The organism is Clostridium ljungdahlii DSM 13528, assembly GCF_000143685.1.
Taxonomy (GTDB): Bacteria; Bacillota; Clostridia; order Clostridiales; family Clostridiaceae; genus Clostridium_B; species Clostridium_B ljungdahlii.
The window spans coordinates 1,519,712-1,539,590 of record NC_014328.1 but is presented as its reverse complement, the minus strand read 5'-3'; the positions used below and the strand labels follow the sequence as shown (position 1 = coordinate 1,539,590).

The window sequence follows — 19,879 nt, the reverse complement described above, 5'->3', positions numbered from 1 at the left end:
TTATTACAGAATAAGGAGCTATTTTATTATGGTACGAAAAGTAAAAAAGGAAAAATCAAAAACACACATATTTGTAATACTTTTGTTGATAGCGAGCATTGTTACTTTGGGTTGCAACTACATCATTACTCCAAGAAACCAACATATATTACAAAAACAATATCATGATATAATCTCGTTATATTCTTCTGAAGATAAAACAACATCGGTTCCCTCTTTTTCTAAATCTTTTGGTAAGCTTAAAAGCCATAATGCCATTCTGATCCGTTTAAAAGATCAAACCACTTTAATGCAAAAAAATAGCGAAGAAAAAATCTATCCTGCTTCTTTGACTAAAATGATGACAGCCATTGTTGCCATAGAAAATTTGCCTAATCTCAATGAAGAAGTCAAACTGACTAATTCTGCGTTTCATGAGCTGCACGGAGAAGATGCATCAATGGCAGGTTTTCAACCGAATGAACAGGTAACGGCATTGGATCTATTATATGGGATACTGCTGCCAAGCGGTGCGGAATGCTGTATTGGCCTTGCTGAGCAAATTGCGGGGTCAGAACAGAATTTTGTAAAAATGATGAATCAAAAGGCAGCTGAGCTAGGTATGAGAAACACCCATTTTGAAAATACCACTGGACTTCAGAATGAAAACCATTATACAACAGTTAAAGATCTAGCCATCCTTTTAAGCTATGCTTTGCAAAATGATACTTTCAGGGAAATTTTTACTTCGTCCCGTCATTCAACACAACCTACAAATAAACACCCTGGCGGTATAACCTTTTACAGTACAATGTTTAAAGGACTAAACAATCAAAACATTATTGGCGGGGAAATTTTAGGAGGAAAAACTGGATATACCAATGAGGCTGGTCTATGTCTTGCGAGTCTTGCCAAAGTTGGTAAACAAGATTACATTCTAATTTCAGCTGGTGCCAAAGGTGATCACAATTCGGAACAGTATAATATTACCGATGCATTAGCTGTATACAACAGTATAGGAAAATAAGCAGAGATGAAATGAAAAATGGAGGTATTATGAATAAACGAGAAAGAATTAAAACAATCTTTTTATATGGTGTTTTCATTTGTTACATACTTTTGTTAATTAAAATATTGTTCTTATCAAGAGTTTCGCATTTGGAGCATAGGTCAATCAATCTCATTCCTTTTTATAGTATAATGGAATATATATCTAGCAGATCTGCAAATATAAAAGCATTTGCTTTTGGTAATGTGGTTGGCAATATAGTTATTTTTATTCCTCTTGGTACATATTTGTTATTATTCAAAAATAATAAAAGAGTACTAACCAATTTGCTGTTTATATTTACAGTAAGTTTATTTGTGGAAGTCATTCAGGGGCTTTTAAGTATTGGAGCATCAGACATTGATGATATAATTCTAAATTGTTTGGGTGGATTGATTGGTATTTTAGGTTATAAGTTTTTATTGTTTATATTACGAGATCAGAAAAAAGTATATACTGCAGTGACAATAATATCTGCTATCGGGTTACCTCGTATATTATATTATTTATTTGTGGTGAGAATGAAATTCTAAATATATTTATTACATATTAGGAATTTAAAGCCAATGCTTAGTTTTTAGCATTGGCTTTTATTTATTGAATAATGTTAACTTCTACTCAATACCTTCATCCACAAGAAATATTTTACCCTTGTCTCCATCCACTACTATTTTCTGTCCGTCTTTAAGCATACCCATTACTCCTGGTACATTCACCACTGCTGGAATTCCATATTCTCTGGCTACAATGGCTCCATGGGATAAAAAACCTCCTGTTTCCATAACAACAGCTCCTGCTTTTAAAAACAATGGTGTCCACCCTGGGTCAGTGGATGGTGCTACCATGACCTCTCCTGGCTGAAGTCGTCCTCCATCATTTGGATTGATTATCCTCCTAACTAATCCAGCAGCTTTTCCAGCAGCAACTGGTATTCCAGTGAGGTAATTGTTAGAACTCTCTATAACTGGTTCTGTAAACTTTGGAGTTTCTCCGTAAATTACATCTGGTGGAGCAAGCAATTCCATTTTTTTCTTCCATTCTTTCCTCGCAGCAATGAGAAACTGGAGCCCTCTGCCATCCCATTCACCGCTCAATACTGAAAAAAGTTCTGGCCATGTACAAAAAAACACATCATCTGGTTCTTTAATTATACTCCTTTCATAAAAGCGATGTCCTAATTCTCTGGCAATTATTCGGTATGCATCCATAATCAATGCCAGCACAGATTTATTCTTCTCCCTAACTGCCGCTCCATCCTGGCATTCTTTAACAAGCTTTCTTATTTCAGAATGCTTAATAGTAGGCACTTTTTCTTTGATTTCACCCCAGACTTGTTCCAATTTTTCTTTTTGTTCCTTCTTAAGCCTCCCAATGTCAGCAGTATTTATAGTACTACGTATAATTCCAAGCAAATAAGATGGATCTTCTCTCCACCTAGGATTTATAATATCCAGCTCATAAACTGCCCGATGACCATATTCTTGTATAAACTCATGAAAGGCTTTCTTAAAGAGAGAGCTTTCAGGCAGCTTTACTTCCCATTTCATAGGATCAAAGTTAGCATCATTAAAATATTTAACAGCATAAGAATCCTTACGAGCCAGTTCAGCCATTTCAACCAACCTATAGCCTTGATCAGCACTGGTTATATCTGCTGTTCCTCCAACCATTAATGCATTTATCACCACTAGAGCTTTATCTGAAAAATACTCAGTGAGGATGTTTAATAAATACATAACTGGCATGCTGCCTGCTGCACTTAAAAACATGAACTCTTTAGCCATACCTTTGACGATGCTGCCTAATTCATTATACTTGTTAATAAAATCTTGATCTGTCCACTTACTAAGTTTTTCACTGGTTATTGACTTTACTGAAGCCGTGATCTTGCTCCAAATTCGGGCAGAGTTTTCCTTGCCTTGTTTAACCAAATCCATGTTCTTAGCTACACGTTCTTTCCTCTTTAATCCAATTACTCCACCATAGGGATCAGGGTCATCTATTTTCATATCCTTCTGGTGACCACCCCAAAAGACGCCAAAACCTTGAGGCAAGGCCCCCATTGCATCATAATTCCCCCACTGCTGAACTGATATATTGCAATAAAGCCTTCCATTGAAAAACCTAGAAAATTGCAATCCTTCAGGAAAATCATAATCTACCCCAGTAAAAAATCCCTGATGCATAGTATCAATGATATTTTTCATTAAGCGCCGATTTAAAGGTGACTGAACCATGGGTACAGCATCTCTATAATTGCCATTAGACCAAATATCCGGTTGGTTCTTCAAAGCAGGAAATGTTTTTCGTGGAATAGTGGTTATTGGCCGTGCTTGAACCAAAACAAAATCATGTCCATCATAAACCCACTCCACATCCTGATGCTGATCGCCATTACCTAAGGCGTCAAATACTCTCAGCAAAAGCCTGCCAAGCTTTTCAATTTCCTTATCCTGCAGTACCTGCTGTAAAGACATTTCCTCTGACTTAATAAATTGAGTTCCACCATTTTCACTTCTGACAACCATCCCTTGCTTGTGTCCAATTTTTCTCGATATTAAATGTGGACTTGCATTTACAGCTTCAGCTTCTAAATAATATGTATCTGGCTCTACTGTACCAGATACCACTGACTCACCCAACCCAAAATTAGCGTTAATCACTATAACATCCTGGCGTCCTGATAAAAGATCACAAGTAAAACCTACTCCAGCAGCTTTAGCTTCCACCATCTCCATGATCACTACTGCTGCTTTTACATCATCATCACTTATATTCATCTTTTTGCGATATGACACAGCTCTAGGAGACCACAGGGAAGCATAACATCCTTTCACTGCTGACAGTATGTCCTCTAAACTGCAAACATTCAAAAATGAATCATGTATGCCAGCAAAAGATGCCTTTTCAGAATCTTCCGCAACCGCAGAGGATCTCACAGCCCAGAATTTTTTTAGTTTCCCACAGCTGTTAATATATGTAGATAACTCCTGAATAATAGCTGGTGGTATTGAGCCACTTATTATTTTTTTGTTTAACTGATTCAATTTATCTTTAACATGAACTTCATCTAAATTGTCCAGAGTAGTGGCTGAAACAACTTCATCAATTATTTTTTGTAATTCATTGTACTTGATGTACTCATTATAAGCCTTGGCAGTCAATACTCCTCCTTGAGGAATATTGAAACCATATTGATCTAACCTTCCTAAATTCCAACCTTTACCTCCAACCATTGATACACCTGACTCAAAAGCTTCCTTCCAATTCAAAAGATACTTCATCTTAAGCAGCCTCCCTTACTTATATCAGATTTTTTAGAACTATCTACCTTGCTGGCCGCACCATATAGAAATAAATCTACCAATTTGGATATTTCTTCATGGAGTTCAAACTTTGAGGGATCATTAAGCCATTCAAAAGTCATTGTACTTCTAAGAAGATCTATATGTCTTACCAATAGTTCAATTGAGACATCAGGCTTTATTTCACCTTCCTCTTGTCCCAATTTTATAACTTTTTTCAATATACTCTGAGTTCCTGTTTCAGCACTTTGAAATCCTGGTTCCTTACCCATGCTTCCTAGACGGTAATTAATGCATATTGCTGTAATTTCAGGATTTTTTTCAACCCAATCATAAGAATGATTAAGAGCAGCCAGCAGACGAGATTTGGTATCTGCAAGATCTTGTATAGTTTTAAAATTTTCTTTAGCTAACTCCTGTGAAACCCCTCTTACATATTCATCAACTATAGCCTCTTTTACTGGAAAGTAGTTATATAAAGTTTTTCTAGCAATATCTGTTTTTTCTGCTATCTGCTCCATTGTTGTATTGTCAAACCCCTGACTGTGGAATAAATCCATAGCAATCTTGACAATTTTCTGCCTGGTCTCCCTTTTCTTTCTCTCTATTCTGCTTTCAGCCATCATTTCTCTGGTATCCATTTTATACCTCCTTGTATACATTCTATATCAACATATATTTATTATTTTATACATAGTATAACTTTACACAATGTGTAAAAGTTGTTTTAATTGTATTCCTCATAGTTTCCTTTGTCAAGATCCAAAATAATATAAATAAGAATGGAAATTGTTTTTGTATGATAAATAGTTTTATGATATAATTACCTATTGTCGTTAAACAATGTATAAATAGAAAATGTAAGTAATAGACTTAATGCTTGGTTAAAAGAACTTAATATTGAACACAGTTGGATTAATAATGAAAAAACTGATTGGAATAAATTGATTATAACTGGATTTAGATTATATAAGCAGAATCAAATTTAAGCGTCCATATGTGCTAAACTTGTCTAGAGAAAGGTGTGACTAAAATGAAGAAAACATTAAAAGTAGTTGGGGCTGTTATAGAAAATGAAAATAATGAAATACTATGTGCCCTTCGTTCTCCAAAAATGTCCCTGCCAAACAAATGGGAATTTCCAGGTGGGAAAGTTGAGAAAGGTGAAAATTTCAAACAAGCTATAGAAAGAGAAATAAAAGAGGAGTTAAAATGCACTGTAGAATACTTGGATGTATTTAATGACAATACTCATGAATATGATGCTTTTATAGTAAATCTGATTACTATAAAGTGCAAATTAGTATCAGGTACCCCTACAGCCAATGAACATTCTAAACTGATATGGTTAAAAAGAGACAACCTCTCTTCTTTAAAATGGGCTCCAGCAGATATTCCTACAGCTAAAAAGTTAATATCAGAAAGGGTATAGTAAAAAACGCTATACCTTTTTTATAAACTCCGTATATAAATTTACTGAAATTTCTTTTACGCTATATTTTAAATTATAATATTCTATAAGCTCTTTCATTTCCTCTTCTATAAATCCAAATTTGTCGTTAAATCTAAAACTCAATGATGTTTTAAAACATAAAAAACAATTTCTTACTTTATTATATCCTACAATTCTGCCTGTTTAAACAAATATTCACATAAAAAGAACTATAAACAGATTTGTTGCAAATCCACTTATAGTTGTTCTATGAATAGAGCACATAATAATCAACGAAAGAAATACTTAATAAATTACATTGCCATTGTGTTGGAAATGAAAGTCATAATTGTTAATATGTAGATACTTAAAGTCAATAAAAAAAGGCGCATAATCATTGACACCCCAAAACAAAAATGATAATATGAATTTACTGATGTCACATATCTATGTATAATATACTTTCTCTATTATATTATACTATTTTCTTAAAGCAATGTCAATGTTTTTTTATGGTAACCTTACTGAATTATTTGTTATTGAGGAAAGGATGGGATTAATTGAACAACTTTGAATGGAAACTGGAAAATCAATGGCTGCAGGAAGTGCTCAAAGAAGCTCGAAAACAATTTAATGAAAAACATGCTTTTAAAGAAAAATTTAGAAAGGATTCTATTGAAACACAAAAGCAGCTTTGGGAGGATGTAGGGCCTTTATCCATAGCTAATGGATTGGAGCAGGTTGTAGACTTTATGGAATTCATCACAACTATGAAGATACAGAAAAAAAGACATGAATTTGTGAGAAAACTTGAAGAAAAATATAAAAAAATACTTTTATCCCCCTACTTTGGGAGGATGGATTTTCTTGAAAGAGGAGATGAGAAAACTCAAAAGTGTTATATTGGAAGCTTTAATCTTATCAATGACAATTTTGATTTTCTAGTATATGATTGGAGAGCACCCATTTCCAGCATGTACTATGATTATGAAATCGGGAAAGCTAATTATATATGCCCTGAAGGAAAAATTCATGGTGAAATTGCTTTAAAAAGACAGTACAAAATCAATAATGGCAAAATTGAGTATATGTTTGACAGCAATCTAAATATTGACGATGAAATACTTCAAGGTATCTTGAGCAAAAGCACTGATAGTAAGATGAAGAATATAGTGACAACTATTCAAAGAGAGCAAAATAAAATAATTCGTAATGAGGATTATAAAAATTTGATTGTTCAGGGGCCTGCTGGAAGTGGAAAAACTTCCATTGCTCTTCATAGAATTGCATACATCCTATATAAGCATAGAGATAAAATAGCATCAAAAAATATAATAATATTTTCTCCAAATGAAATTTTTAATGAGTATATTTCCAATGTATTACCTCAGCTTGGCGAAGACAATATATGTCAAACTACATTTAAAGAATATATGCAAAAGGTCTTAGAATCTGCTTTTAAAAAGGAAGATTACAGTGAAATGATGGAAACTATTCTTGCAGCTAAGGAAGATCCAATGTATCCAAAAAGAATAATGAGTATAAAATATAAATCTTCCATGCAATTTATAGATATATTAAAAAAATATGTAGATTATACTGAAAAAGAAGATAGAAATTTTAAAGATATTATTATAAGAGACAAGTTAATAATCTCCTCTAAGGATTTGCAGGAGCTGTTTTTTAAAGATTATATACAGCTTCCACTAAAAAGGAGACTTCAAAAGATAAGAGAAAGAATATTATTTCTTATGGAACCTTATGAAAAAGATTGGGTTAAAAAAGCAGCCAGTGAACTTAAGGAGTCAGATTCTTATATAGATAAAATAGAAATTAGGAATCGTAGTATAGCTATTGTAAAAAATGAAATGAAGGATATATATTCTAAAATCAATAAAATGACAGAGTTTGATTTAATAGATATTTATAAAAAGCTTTTTATGAAATTGGAATGTTTTTCTGCAAATTGTAATACTGGATACAGCGAGAAAGAAATTGCTGAAATAAAAAGCTATACTTTGGAAAATTTAAAGGCTGGGAAGCTTAATTATGAGGATCAACCTCCTCTTCTATATCTTAAAGGAGCACTAGAAGGAATTCCTAAAACCTCAGAAATCAAATATGTTATTATTGACGAAGCACAAGATTATACACCATTGCAATATGAAATTTTTTATCAACTTTTTAAGCATGCTAATATGACTATACTAGGCGACCTTAATCAATCCATCAATCCATTTATGAATGTAGGAGATTATAACAACATCTCTCATATATTTCCTAAAGATAATACTTGCATAATAAATTTAACCAAAAGTTACAGGTCAACCATGGAAATTACTAAGTTCTCCAGAAGGCTACTTGGCAAGGAGATTACTGATGGATGTGTAGAAAGAAGTGGAGCTGAACCTTTAATCCTTGGTTTTTCAGATGAAAAAGCTATAAAAGAAAAATTTCTTGAGGATATAAAAGTCCATAAGGAGAAAGGTTATAAATCCATTGGTATTATAACAAGGACTGTAAAAGAAGCAAATGAAATATACAATTTTTTAAAAGAAAAGGTTCATGTCAAAGCTATCTTGAAGGATGATGACGAATATGTAAGTGATACCTTGGTAATCCCAGCATATCTTGCTAAAGGGTTAGAATTTGATGTAGTGCTTATATATAATGCAGGAGATGAAAATTATTGCTGTGAGGAGGAAAGGCTTCTGCTTTATACTGCTTGTACCAGAGCTCTTCATGTTTTGCGCATATATTATTCAGGCAACTGTACTCCATTATTGCATGATTAATAAATGTAGAATAAAACTCCCTCCTATGCCCAAACTAATAACAATAAAAATAGTGAAAGGAATAAAATAGATGTTCTTAATAGTAAAAAATTTAAAGAAAAGCTATAAAACAACTGATATAACTACCACTGTTTTAAATGGTATACAAATGGATTTAGATAAGGGTGAAATTGGAGTTATACTTGGTCCTTCTGGTTCTGGCAAATCAACTCTCATCAATATTATAGGTGGAATTGATAAATGTGACTTTGGTACTGTTTTAGTAGATAACCTTGAAATTACTAAACTAAATGATACTGAACTTACTGACTATAGAAGAAAAAATATAGGTTTTATATTTCAATTTTACAACTTAATACCTAACCTAACTGCTGGGGAAAATATTGAGGTTGTTTCAAACATAAGTAGTTCTCCTCTTAATACTGATGAGGTTTTAAAAGCTGTAGGTATGCTTGATAAAAAATATAGATTTCCAAGGGAATTAAGCGGTGGTGAGCAGCAAAGAATCTCCATTGCAAGAGCAATAGTTAAAAATCCAAAGCTTTTATTATGCGATGAACCAACTGGTGCACTTGATTTTTCAACCTCCAGGGAGATATTAAAACTTCTTCAGAGAATTAACAAGGACTTTGGTTCAACCATACTTATGATAACACATAATAATGCAATCAGTTCTATGGCAAACAGGGTCTATAGGGTACGAAGTGGAGAAATTGTAGATAGTGAAGTCAATAAAGAGATTATTCCTGCAGAAAGGATTGAGTGGTAATGATTATAAATAAAAAAATTAAGAGAACCATGCTGGAAAGTAAATCTCAATACCTTGGTTCCTTGCTGCTTATTATTTTTAGCTGTCTGCTTTTTACAATGTTTAATTTGGTTTCTATAAATTTATCAAGATTATTATCTTCTTTTGAAAGAGACTATAAGCAGGAAGATGCAACCTTTATGACAAGTAAAAAACTAAATAATCCAGAGTCCTTAGAAGCAAAATTTAATATGAGCTTGGAGGAAACAAAATCCTTTGATTATTCTATATCAGGAAATAAAACTTTAAGGATCTTTAGGGAAAATACCAAGGTTAACATACCTGCAATAATTGAAGGTAAAAATTTGAGCAATGGCGATATCCTTATTGACCCCTCTTATGCAAAAGCTAATAAGTTAAATATTGGTGACAGTATAAAACTATATAATCAGAATTTTACCATTTCCGGTTTTATGTCTATGCCAAATTATATATATCCTCTAAAATCAGAATCAGATATTATAAACGATCCAAACGACTTTGGCATTGCAGTAATTAATAAAAATGATTTTAATAATATAAACAGAGGAAATAGCTTTTATGCCGTAAGATTTAATGGCGATAGAAACAATTTAGGTGAAAGAATATCCGAACTCAAGGGTTATTTAAGAAGCAAAAATATTATTATTTTGAGCTGGATGAATGTAACTGATAATCCAAGAGTAACTTATATGACTGCAAAGCTTTCTGGAATTGATAAGATGAGTTCCTCTATGCCCATGAGTATCCTAATCCTTACCTGCATTCTAACTGGTATAGTAATGCTGAGAATGTTAAGAAGAGAAGCTGCTGTTATAGGGACTCTTTATGCACTAGGTTATAGAAAAAGAGAAATTATGAAACATTATCTCATGTATCCTTTAGCTGTTTCATTATTAGGCGGTATTCTTGGAACTACGCTTGGGATAATAACCTTAAAACCTATGATTTCCTATTATGTATCCTACTTTAATATACCTGTAAGCTCTTTAAGCTTTAATATAAATTATTTGATAATGAGCATTCTGCTTCCTATAGTCTTTTTGATTGTCTGCAGCTATTTTATTGTAAATAAATCACTTAAAGCTTCACCTGTTGAACTTATGAGAGGTGGAAGGCAAAATAATAAGGTTGGCTTTATAGAAAAAAATATAAAACTTGATAAATTAAATTTTAATACTAAGTTTCAAATAAGAGAATTACTTAGAAGCATACCTAGAAGTGTATTTCTTATGCTTGGAGTTATTATGGCAACTATGCTGCTTTTAATGGGTTTTTCAGCAAAAAGTTCTTTGGATTATCTTATGAAGGATTCTTTTAGTGAAGCCTTTAAATACAACTATCAGTATGTGTTTAATTCCGTCCAAAATGGCAAACCAGAAAAAGGTGAAGCCTTCTCTGAAATACCCTTTTCACTTAAATCAGATAATAATCTAACTTTTACAGTGTATGGAGTAAGTCCTGATTCTAAGTATATTTCATTTAAAAACAAAGCAGGAAATCTGCTAAAATCAGATAAAATTATTATAACAAGACCTCTAGCTGATAAGCTTAATATAAATCCAAGTGATACTATTAAAGCTGTTAATAAGCTTGATTCAAAAGAATACAGTATAACTGTTGGGGATATTGCTGAAACCTATGTTGGCAGCTATATTTATATACCTCTTAATAAACTTAATGCCATGCTTAAGTTTCCTCCTTACAGCTACACTGGACTTTGGAGTACAGAAAGATTGTCCATTCCAGAGAGCAAACTGCTAGCTTTTGTAACAGTTGATGATATGAGAAATGCCTTTAACACAATTACAAAGCCACTTCAGGCTATTGTAGGTGGTATAGCTTTTATGTCCTTTATAATTGGACTTATAGTAATATATGTTGTTACCGCTCTTACAATAGAAGAAAATAAAGAAAATATATCTCTTATGAAAGTTCTAGGCTACAGAAATAAGGAGGTTTATTCTCTAATTTTAAACAGCTCCTCCTTTATAGTTGTGCTGGGATATATTCTTGGAGTCCCTTTGCTTCTTGCCTCCATGCGTGCTCTATTTAAGTCAATGACTAAAGACATGAATGTATCCTTTCCAGTAACTATAAATTACATTTATGTTATAGTCGGTTTTATTATCATATACTTGACCTATGAATTTTCAAAGCTATTAAGCAGGAAAAAAATAAATAAAATTTCTATGTCCGAAGCTCTAAAATCCCGAATAGAATAAGCAAAGCCTCTTAATATCAAAAACAACTTCTTATAGGCAAAACTTTTATTCCACCTATAAGAAGTTTTACTAGTTTCATTACTTATTATTACAACAGCTATCATTTAATTTATTAGATTTTCTTAATTCTCTCAACAGCCTCTAATGTATTTTGGTAAGTTCCAAAGGCTGTAAGCCTAAAATACCCTTCTCCCATCGGTCCAAAGCCACTTCCAGGCGTACCTACAATATTTGCTCTTTCTAATAAGTAATAAAAGAAATCCCATGAAGTCATATTGTTCGGTGTCTTTAGCCATACATATGGTGCATTCACTCCTCCATACACAGAGTAGCCTGCTGATTTTAATCCTTCCAAAATGATTTTGGCATTATTTTTATAATAGTCAATTTGCTTTTTTATCTGCTCTTTTCCAGTCTCAGAATAAACAGCTTCTCCTGCCCTCTGAACTATATATGGTGTACCATTGTATTTGGTTCCATAACGTCTTGCCCAAAGTCTATTCAAAGAAACTCCAGAACATTTTAGTTCCTTCGGAACAATTGTATATCCAAGCCTTAATCCTGTAAATCCAGCCTTCTTTGAAAAACTTTTAAGCTCAACAGCACAATTTTTTGCACCATCACATTCATAAATTGTATGACATACATTATCTTCTGAAATGTATGCTTCATAAGCACCATCATATACAATAACAGCTTCCACTTTATTTGCATAATCAACCAAAAGTTGAAGCTGATCTTTTGTAACCGTTGTCCCTGTTGGATTATTTGGAAAACATAGATATATAATATCTGGGTTTTCTTCTGGAATATCCGGCACAAAATTATTATCCGGAGTACAGGACATATATATAACTTCACTCCACCTTTGTGCATCCTTATCATATGTTCCTGTCCTTCCAGCCATTACATTTGAATCTACATATACAGGATATACAGGGTCACAAACTGCAATCTTATTATCTACACTAAATAGTTCTTGAATATTACCAGCATCAGCATTTATTCCATCATTTATAAACACTTCATCTATTGAAATGTCCACACCACGGGAGTTATAATCACCTTTTATAATTGCATTTTTTAAAAATTCATAACCAAATTCCGGTGCATATCCTTTAAAAGTATCCTTATGTCCCATTTCATCAACTGAACTATGCAGTGCCTCTATAATAACTGGTGCTAATGGCTGAGTTACATCACCAATACCAAGTGAAATAATTTTCTTATGCGGATTACTTTTTTTAAAATTAGTTACCTTTTTTGCTATACTTGCAAACAAATATCTTCCTTGCAATTTTAAATAATTATCATTTAATTTACACATAATATCCTCCTTGCTGTCTTTTTCTTCTCGTTCTAAAGAAATGACTTAGGGATTTGAAAGAAAATAACAAGTCAAAGATGCGACGTATATTTTTTATCCGATGACTAACCCGCTCTAATACTCACACTTTCCCAAGTGTGAGTAAAGAGCGGCTATGTCCCTGGATAACAATTTCTAAGCATCAGATGCCAAGAACTTTGTTTATCAGACAAGGAGGTAGGTTCCGCAGATAGTGAATCCTATCTAAGGGTTCTACCGACGCAGTATGATAAAAAATAGGCTAGCATACTGACTGGTTATTTCTTTGAAAATCCCTTAAATGTCTATTGTCTATAGGATTATTATACTCAGCTCCTCCATACTTTGGCACTTCATTTCTGCATCTAAAGCTTCTATTTTCACTTTTTAATTATTTCCCCTATTTTTACATAATTCATCCTTGTACTTTGCAATTTATAGTATAATAAAAGTTAGGCCGTATTCGTACGATGCTTCATCTACAACTATATTATTAAAATAACCTTGGGGGATGATTTTATGGAACAATCAAAAATAGAAAATCTATGGAACTTTTCATTTATTCTAATGCTAATAATAAATGCTCTCGTCTTTATTGGTTTCACTATGATGACACCAATACTACCTAAGTATACAATTAGTTTAGGTGCAACAATGTCCATAGCAGGTTTAGTTGCTGGTATTTTTGCAATTACATCTATTATTATTCGTCCGTTTGCTGGATTTTCAACTGACAGATTTAACAAGAAACATTTATTAGTTGTTTCAACCATATTTCTGGCGGTTTCCGCATTAGGTTTAAAAATTTCGTACAATATATATACTCTTTTTTTCTTTAGAATTGTTCAGGGCATATCATTTTCAGTAAGTGTTACAGTAATTAATGCTCTGTCTACAACATATATGCCTAAAGAAAGAATAGGTGAGGGAATAGGTTTCATGGGCCTTGGGTATATTTTGGCAACTGCAATAAGTCCAAATCTTGGACTGGAGATTTCATCACAATTTGGATTTAAATATGTATTTTATCTATCTTGTATTATTGTTATGATTGCTGCAGCTCTTATGACCATGATTCCATATAATCCAGTAAATAGAGAAAATTTAAATGTAAGTAAGCTTCATATTAAAATTAGTGATTTTTTTGCCAAGGAACTGATTGTTTTTGCTGTTCTTGCTTGTTTATTTACGTTTATGAATGGAGTTATCGGAAGCTTTTTAGCTTTGCTAGGCGATGAGAGACATATATCAAATATCGGTTATTATTTTACGGTAAATGCCATTGTAATTCTTATTATCAGGCCACTTTCAGGTAAACTTCTTGATAATAAAGGTTTGTCAATTATAGCATTTCCTGCTTTTATCATGGCTATGATGGCATCATTATTATTAGTAATTTCTTCATCTCTTTGGATGATATTAGCAGTGGCAGTTCTCTACGGAATAGGACAAAGTTCACTTTCACCAGCACTGCAAGCTACTTGTGTTAAAAAGCTAGGTCCTAGTAAAGTAGGTATTGCCACAAGTACTTATTTTATTGGATATGATGCCGGACAAGGACTGGGGCCAATTATAGGAGGAACCATAGCCGGTAAATTTGGTTTAACTTCTGTTTTTTATATTTGTGCTGCACTATTGTTTTCTGGAATAGTTATATACTATTTGCATACATTAAATGCAAAAAAAGCAAAATCCAAAATTGTTAGTGAAAATTTAAATAATAATTAAAAACTTATCCTTAGTTGACATGGGTTTTAGTAAGGTATAATATAAATGTTAGAAACCAAATTGTTAGATTTCTAACATATTTAATTATATTAGAGGTGAAAGAATTTATATATGACAGAAACAAAATCAAATTTAGAAACAAAAAAAGATATGAAACTGTGGAATTTCAATTTTATTTCCCTATTAGCGATTAATACCCTTACCTTCATGGCATTTTATCTTGTTTTTCCACTTTTAGCAAAGTACACTTCCAATTTAGGTGCCTCTCTAAGCACTGCAGGCATAATTGTAGGTTTATTTTCATTTACAGCATTGCTTATTGGACCATTTGGTGGAATACTCACAGATAGAACTAGCAAAAAATATGTAATGATAATTGGTACTTTTATAAATGGAATTGCAACACTAGGTTATGGCTTGTCACCTAATATTACATTTATAATTTTTTTCCGAATAATACATGGTGCTAGTTTCAGTATAACTAGTGCAACAAGTATCGCTTGGGCAACGGATTTCATACCAAAAAATAAAATGGGAGAAGGTATAGGTTATCTTGGAATCAGTCAAATTATTGCAACTGCCTTTGGTCCCGAAATAGGAATAGAAGCTTCTAATCGATTCGGAATGTCCAAAACCTTTATAGTATCAGCAGTACTAATTATAATAGCTGCAGTGTGTATGAATTTTTTGCCAAACAAAAATCAGATATCTATAAAAAATACAGTAGACAAAAAACATGCCATTCATTTAAAAGATATTATTGCATTTAAAATATTGCCACTATCTTTAATTGGCGGCTTATTTTTTATGGGAAATGGACTTGCCACTTCATTTTTAGTTTTACTGGGTGAAGAACGTAAGATAAATGGAATTGGAATGTATTTCACAGTAAATGCATTGTTTCTTATTTTCACAAGACCAATGTCTGGAAAACTGTATGATAAAAAGGGACTTTCAACTGTTATGTATCCGGCATTATTGTTCAGCATCACAGAAGCACTGCTAATAGCTCATGCAAGTGCACTTTGGATGATACTTCTGGCAGCTATTTTTAAAGCATTTGGACAGGGAACTGCACAACCTGCTCTACAAGCAGAGTGTTTTCATAAATTGGGAAGTCAAAAAAAGGGACTAGCTTCAAGTACTTTTTTTATTGGTGCTAACCTGGGTCAGGGCCTAGGCCCTTTGCTAGGAGGAACTATAGCTTCCTCATTGGGCTATGTATGGTTGTTTAATTTTAGTGCCTTAGCATTACTGTGTGGAATTTTTGCTTATGCAATATACAATAAAAAGACTTGCTCTTCGTATTTCTAAAGTAAAATAAAAAGCCACCAGCTGGCTCAATATATTGCCAATTGGTGGTCACACTTCATATTATTCAACAATTTTGTAATATACCCTGGCTGTCAAAGAAAATACAATTGTATAAATTGCTGCAAAAACAACTATCGTTCCTGCGGTTGAAAGTATAAATAAATTTACATTTTTTAGTCCTAAAACAGCAAGCATCTTTGTGATCATTGGAAATGCAAAGGCAATATGGATTACTGTGAAAACAAGAGGCAAGAAAAATACCATTAATACCTGACTTCTTATAGTTTTCTTTATTTCTTTTTTATCCATTCCCACTTTCTGCATGATTTCAAAACGTTCCTTATCCTCATATCCCTCTGATATCTGCTTATAGTAAATAATAAGTACCGTTGCCATTAAGAATAATATACCTAAAAATATTCCTAAGAAGAACAAACCGCCATATAAAGAAAGAAATTGTTCCCTGCCACTTGCAGCACTTTCGGCATTAGCTTTAATTTTATTCTCTGTAAATTTTTTATTTAACTTATCGGATATTGATAGTATTTCTTTATTTGTACCATTAATATTAAAGGCAGTTGTATATTCCTTAAAGCCATTTTTTCCTACAGAGTCTATATTATTTACAAGTATTATATAAGTATCTACCAAATCTATCATGGAATTATTTAAACCACCTACAGGTTTATCCAATCTTTGTTTAATTTTAAAGCTCTTATTATCAATATTAATTGTGTCATCAGTATAATTCTTTACTTTCGAGAAAAAAATTGCTTCATTATCATGAAGAGTAATATTTTTTCCTTCCAATCTATTATAATCTGAAATAGGAATAGCCTCTATTATAGAAATATTTGCCCTGCCAGGATCTTTTTTGATAGATAAAAATTTGCCATCTTTTTTTACAACTTCCAAGCTATTGTCAAAATAGTAAAGCTTACCTTTCATATCTATTTTACCGTTTTTTAATTCTGAATTTAAAGTTTCATCCAGCTTTTGTATTTGACTTTTATTAGTTTCTTTAGCAGTTACAACTATATCTCTTGGGTAACGAAGCTTTAGAATATCTTCCATACCTGCATATAAAGAAATAGTAGTTGAGAGCATCACAAGTACAGCAGTACTCAATATACAAATATTTGCAAGTCCAACTGCATTTTGTTTCATTCTGTACATCATACCAGAAACAGATATAAAATGACCTGTCTTATAGTAAAAGTTCTTCTGTTTCCTGAGAAACTTTAATACTGCAATACTTCCTGCTGTAAAGAGTGCATAAGTTCCTATCATAACTAGAATAACTGCGCCAAAGAATAGGTTAAGTGCAGCAAGAGGTGATTTGACATTTAAAGCTATTCCATATCCGCCGCAAAGAGCTGCCAATCCTATAATAGTCATAATCCATTTTGTTTTTGGCTCTTTTTCCCCCTGCTCTGACCCTTTTAAAAGTTCAATAGGCTTTAATATTTTAATCTGAAATAAATTTGATAATAATGTTACAAAAAAAATGCTGCAAAAAACAATTAAGGTTTTTATGATAGACGGCACCGAAATAGAAAATCCAAAGGATACTTTAAAATTGAGCATCTTTATGAGCAAAAGAAACATAAGCTTATTTAAAATAATTCCACCAATAAGTCCAGCCGTTAAACTGATAACGGAAGTAAAAATGCACTCAAAAAATAATATTTTTGCAATATGCTTTTTTTCAAGACCCAGCACATTATACAGTCCAATTTCTTTTTTTCGTCTTTTAATAAGAAAACTATTTGTATAAAAAAGAAATATAGCTGAAAAAATTCCTATTACTATTGTTCCCAAAAAAAGAAGCGTTTTTAGGCTCTCAGATCCACTTGCTCCATCCAATCCTTTGTTTATTGAAATTGCATGCATTATGTAAAACATCATAATTGTACATATACAAGTGAGTATAAATGGAAAATATGTTTTACTATTCTTTTTAATGTTTATTACTGCAAGTCTCGGATAAAACAGCTTATTCATTTCCCGCACCTCCAGTAGTAATCACCGTAAGTGTATTGGAGATTTTTTCAAACATCTCTTCTTTTGACATGGAACCCCTATAAAGCTGATGAAACACTTCTCCATCTTTTATAAAAAGTACCCTTCCTGCATGACTTGCTGCCTTGGTACTGTGGGTAACCATAACAATTGTCTGCCCTTCATTATTAATCTCTGAAAATAATTTTAAAAGCTGATCTGTTGATTTTGAATCAAGAGCTCCTGTGGGCTCATCTGCTAAAATAAGCTGTGGATCTGTAATTAAAGCCCTGGCAACAGCCGCTCTCTGCTTTTGACCTCCTGATACCTCATAAGGGAATTTCTCCAGTATTTGCTCTATTCCCAATTTTTCTGCAATAGGCCTCAATTTTTTTGCCATTTCTCCATAGGATTTTCTTGATAAAACAAGTGGCAAAAAAATATTATCTTTTAAAGAAAAGGTATCAAGTAAGTTAAAATCCTGAAATACAAAGCCTAAATTTTCTCTACGAAATGCAGTGATTTCACTTTCTTTAATTGCTACAATATTCTTACCCTGCAGTAAAATCTCACCGCTAGTTGGCTTATCTAAAGATGCTAGTATGTTAAGTAATGTGGTTTTTCCTGAACCTGACTCTCCCATAATTGCTACATATTCTCCTTTTTCCACTGAAAAGGTTACGTCACTTAACGCTTGAACCTGGTTTCCTCCAAATCTTGATGAATATATTTTCTTTAAATTATTTACTTCTAATAACTTCATTTTCTTCCTCCCCTGTTCACTTTGACTATACTATAATTATAAAAAAAAGAGAAATGCAGAGCCATAACTTTGGCTTACATTTCTCCTTCTAACCTTACATGTTTGTAAGATACTTTTTTACTGTATTTTTTAATATTTTCAATAGTGTACAACTTCTTTTGAAAATACCCATTCTTTTTTTACAAAATCTCTTCCTTTAATTAAGACTTTATTCCCATTTACTTGTACATATAAACCTTGACTTTCATTATAAAACCTTTTTATACCATCCTTTTCTGGCTTTATAGCATATCGAACTGCCCCTGTATGTGCTGTAGTAAAGGGTAAGTTTGTTTTTACATTATCTATATTTAATAGGATATGAGTATGGGAAGTAAACAAAATAACTTCTGGATATGATGACAGAATATCTCTAAGTTCTTTTTCTTGATCTTCTTTTAATCCTTTCCATCCTATACTACTATCCAAATTTTGATGTAAAAATACAAAAATAGGTCTATTTTTTTTATATTTTTGACCTAACTTTTCTTTGAGCCAACTAAATTGATTTTGTGATAAAAAAGCATCCACCGATCCTAACTTTTTCGTATTTCCAGTTTCTGAACCCAGAGATATAAAATGGTATCCTTTAATCCAGGTATCATGATATACAGACTTTTCACCTGCAAAATCTAAATACATTTTTATAAAATGTTGAACATCTTTTGGCTTATTTGTACCTTTAGAATAATCAAAATAATCATGGTTACCAATATTTTTAATTATTTTTTTAGGAATAATATTCTTATTTTTCCACAGCGTAAGTTCTAATGCATAGTACTGCATCTTTACTCCTTGATCCACATTATCACCATTTAATATTAAAGTATCCATATTTCCATCTATACTATGTACGTCATTAATAGCATTTTGTAATTTTTTAATATCCCCATGTACATCACCTAAAACAGCAAATTTTAAAGTATTATTCTCTGTTTTTTTCTTATCCATAGACTCTTCTTGTTTAACCCTATAATTTCCTATTAAAACCCTTCTAACATATATTATTGATAAGGAAATTGATACTAATAATATTATTAACACTATTAATTTTAATTTTTTCATATACTTTAAATCACCTACCTTTAATAACTGATAAATTTGCATACTAAAAAATT

Annotated in this window: 14 protein-coding genes; 8 read left to right on the top strand and 6 right to left on the bottom strand. The window is 32.2% G+C overall.

The genetic code is table 11. The annotated features are described in order from the left end of the window. Window positions 1-28 precede the first annotated feature (28 nt). Both CLJU_RS07045 and CLJU_RS07040 read left to right on the top strand, forming a co-directional pair. Entirely contained in the window at window positions 29-1,006 is a 978-nt protein-coding gene (locus tag CLJU_RS07045; RefSeq protein ID WP_013238101.1) for a D-alanyl-D-alanine carboxypeptidase family protein, read from the top strand. Window positions 1,007-1,035: 29 nt separating this feature from the next. Further along, window positions 1,036-1,560, top strand: coding sequence for a VanZ family protein (locus tag CLJU_RS07040; RefSeq protein ID WP_013238100.1), 525 nt, complete (start codon window positions 1,036-1,038; stop codon window positions 1,558-1,560). A gap of 81 nt (window positions 1,561-1,641) precedes the next feature. Here CLJU_RS07040 and CLJU_RS07035 read toward each other — a convergent pair whose 3' ends face one another. After that, complete coding sequence (locus CLJU_RS07035; RefSeq protein ID WP_013238099.1) at window positions 1,642-4,311, bottom strand: PEP/pyruvate-binding domain-containing protein; 2,670 nt, start codon at window positions 4,309-4,311, stop codon at window positions 1,642-1,644. After that, complete coding sequence (locus tag CLJU_RS07030) at window positions 4,308-4,973, bottom strand: TetR/AcrR family transcriptional regulator (RefSeq protein WP_013238098.1); 666 nt, start codon at window positions 4,971-4,973, stop codon at window positions 4,308-4,310. Before CLJU_RS07030 ends, CLJU_RS07035 begins: the two co-directional genes overlap by 4 nt. Window positions 4,974-5,365: 392 nt before the next feature. Between CLJU_RS07030 and CLJU_RS07025 the strand changes: the two genes are divergently transcribed. The 4 genes from CLJU_RS07025 (at window position 5,366) to CLJU_RS07010 (ending at window position 11,571) form a co-directional block, all read left to right on the top strand. Then, on the top strand, window positions 5,366-5,764 hold the full coding sequence (locus CLJU_RS07025) for a (deoxy)nucleoside triphosphate pyrophosphohydrolase (protein WP_013238097.1): 399 nt from the start codon (window positions 5,366-5,368) through the stop codon (window positions 5,762-5,764). A 560-nt stretch (window positions 5,765-6,324) separates the two neighbouring features. Beyond that, window positions 6,325-8,559 carry an RNA polymerase recycling motor HelD gene (helD, locus tag CLJU_RS07020; RefSeq protein WP_013238096.1) on the top strand — a complete coding sequence of 745 codons (2,235 nt, stop codon included), beginning with the start codon at window positions 6,325-6,327 and terminating at the stop codon, window positions 8,557-8,559. A 70-nt stretch (window positions 8,560-8,629) separates the two neighbouring features. After that, window positions 8,630-9,328, top strand: a complete 699-nt coding sequence (locus CLJU_RS07015; RefSeq protein WP_013238095.1) for an ABC transporter ATP-binding protein — start codon at window positions 8,630-8,632, stop codon at window positions 9,326-9,328. Further along, window positions 9,328-11,571, top strand: coding sequence for an ABC transporter permease (locus CLJU_RS07010; RefSeq protein ID WP_013238094.1), 2,244 nt, complete (start codon window positions 9,328-9,330; stop codon window positions 11,569-11,571). Before CLJU_RS07015 ends, CLJU_RS07010 begins: the two co-directional genes overlap by 1 nt. A gap of 112 nt (window positions 11,572-11,683) precedes the next feature. Here CLJU_RS07010 and CLJU_RS07005 read toward each other — a convergent pair whose 3' ends face one another. Continuing rightward, a complete protein-coding gene (locus CLJU_RS07005; protein WP_013238093.1) occupies window positions 11,684-12,898 on the bottom strand; it encodes an LL-diaminopimelate aminotransferase in 1,215 nt (404 codons plus the stop codon). A gap of 537 nt (window positions 12,899-13,435) precedes the next feature. On the opposite strand from CLJU_RS07005, the gene CLJU_RS07000 reads away from it, so the two are divergent. Beyond that, the gene (locus tag CLJU_RS07000; RefSeq protein ID WP_013238092.1) at window positions 13,436-14,644 is read left to right on the top strand and encodes an MFS transporter; all 1,209 of its coding nucleotides are present in this window, start codon (window positions 13,436-13,438) and stop codon (window positions 14,642-14,644) included. A 111-nt stretch (window positions 14,645-14,755) separates the two neighbouring features. Next, the gene (locus tag CLJU_RS06995) at window positions 14,756-15,958 is read left to right on the top strand and encodes an MFS transporter (RefSeq protein ID WP_013238091.1); all 1,203 of its coding nucleotides are present in this window, start codon (window positions 14,756-14,758) and stop codon (window positions 15,956-15,958) included. 60 nt (window positions 15,959-16,018) lie between these two features. Here the strand turns inward: CLJU_RS06995 and CLJU_RS06990 are convergent, their stop codons facing one another. From CLJU_RS06990 to CLJU_RS06980, 3 genes are all read right to left on the bottom strand, one after another. Next, window positions 16,019-17,962, bottom strand: coding sequence for an ABC transporter permease (locus CLJU_RS06990; RefSeq protein ID WP_013238090.1), 1,944 nt, complete (start codon window positions 17,960-17,962; stop codon window positions 16,019-16,021). After that, complete coding sequence (locus CLJU_RS06985; protein ID WP_013238089.1) at window positions 17,955-18,722, bottom strand: ABC transporter ATP-binding protein; 768 nt, start codon at window positions 18,720-18,722, stop codon at window positions 17,955-17,957. The genes CLJU_RS06990 and CLJU_RS06985 overlap by 8 nt, the downstream gene beginning before the upstream one ends. Before the next feature lie 138 nt (window positions 18,723-18,860). Further along, on the bottom strand, window positions 18,861-19,826 hold the full coding sequence (locus CLJU_RS06980) for a metallophosphoesterase family protein (RefSeq protein ID WP_013238088.1): 966 nt from the start codon (window positions 19,824-19,826) through the stop codon (window positions 18,861-18,863). Window positions 19,827-19,879 lie beyond the last annotated feature (53 nt).

Bases quoted from the DNA above. Each gene is read 5' to 3' on its own strand.
- CLJU_RS07045 (WP_013238101.1), top strand. From the start codon at position 29: ATGGTACGAAAAGTAAAAAAGGAAAAATCAAAAACACACATATTTGTA.
- CLJU_RS07040 (WP_013238100.1), top strand. From the start codon at position 1,036: ATGAATAAACGAGAAAGAATTAAAACAATCTTTTTATATGGTGTTTTC.
- CLJU_RS07035 (WP_013238099.1), bottom strand. From the start codon at position 4,311: ATGAAGTATCTTTTGAATTGGAAGGAAGCTTTTGAGTCAGGTGTATCA.
- CLJU_RS07030 (WP_013238098.1), bottom strand. From the start codon at position 4,973: ATGGATACCAGAGAAATGATGGCTGAAAGCAGAATAGAGAGAAAGAAA.
- CLJU_RS07025 (WP_013238097.1), top strand. From the start codon at position 5,366: ATGAAGAAAACATTAAAAGTAGTTGGGGCTGTTATAGAAAATGAAAAT.
- CLJU_RS07015 (WP_013238095.1), top strand. From the start codon at position 8,630: ATGTTCTTAATAGTAAAAAATTTAAAGAAAAGCTATAAAACAACTGAT.
- CLJU_RS07010 (WP_013238094.1), top strand. From the start codon at position 9,328: ATGATTATAAATAAAAAAATTAAGAGAACCATGCTGGAAAGTAAATCT.
- CLJU_RS07005 (WP_013238093.1), bottom strand. From the start codon at position 12,898: ATGTGTAAATTAAATGATAATTATTTAAAATTGCAAGGAAGATATTTG.
- CLJU_RS07000 (WP_013238092.1), top strand. From the start codon at position 13,436: ATGGAACAATCAAAAATAGAAAATCTATGGAACTTTTCATTTATTCTA.
- CLJU_RS06995 (WP_013238091.1), top strand. From the start codon at position 14,756: ATGACAGAAACAAAATCAAATTTAGAAACAAAAAAAGATATGAAACTG.
- CLJU_RS06990 (WP_013238090.1), bottom strand. From the start codon at position 17,962: ATGAATAAGCTGTTTTATCCGAGACTTGCAGTAATAAACATTAAAAAG.
- CLJU_RS06985 (WP_013238089.1), bottom strand. From the start codon at position 18,722: ATGAAGTTATTAGAAGTAAATAATTTAAAGAAAATATATTCATCAAGA.
- CLJU_RS06980 (WP_013238088.1), bottom strand. From the start codon at position 19,826: ATGAAAAAATTAAAATTAATAGTGTTAATAATATTATTAGTATCAATT.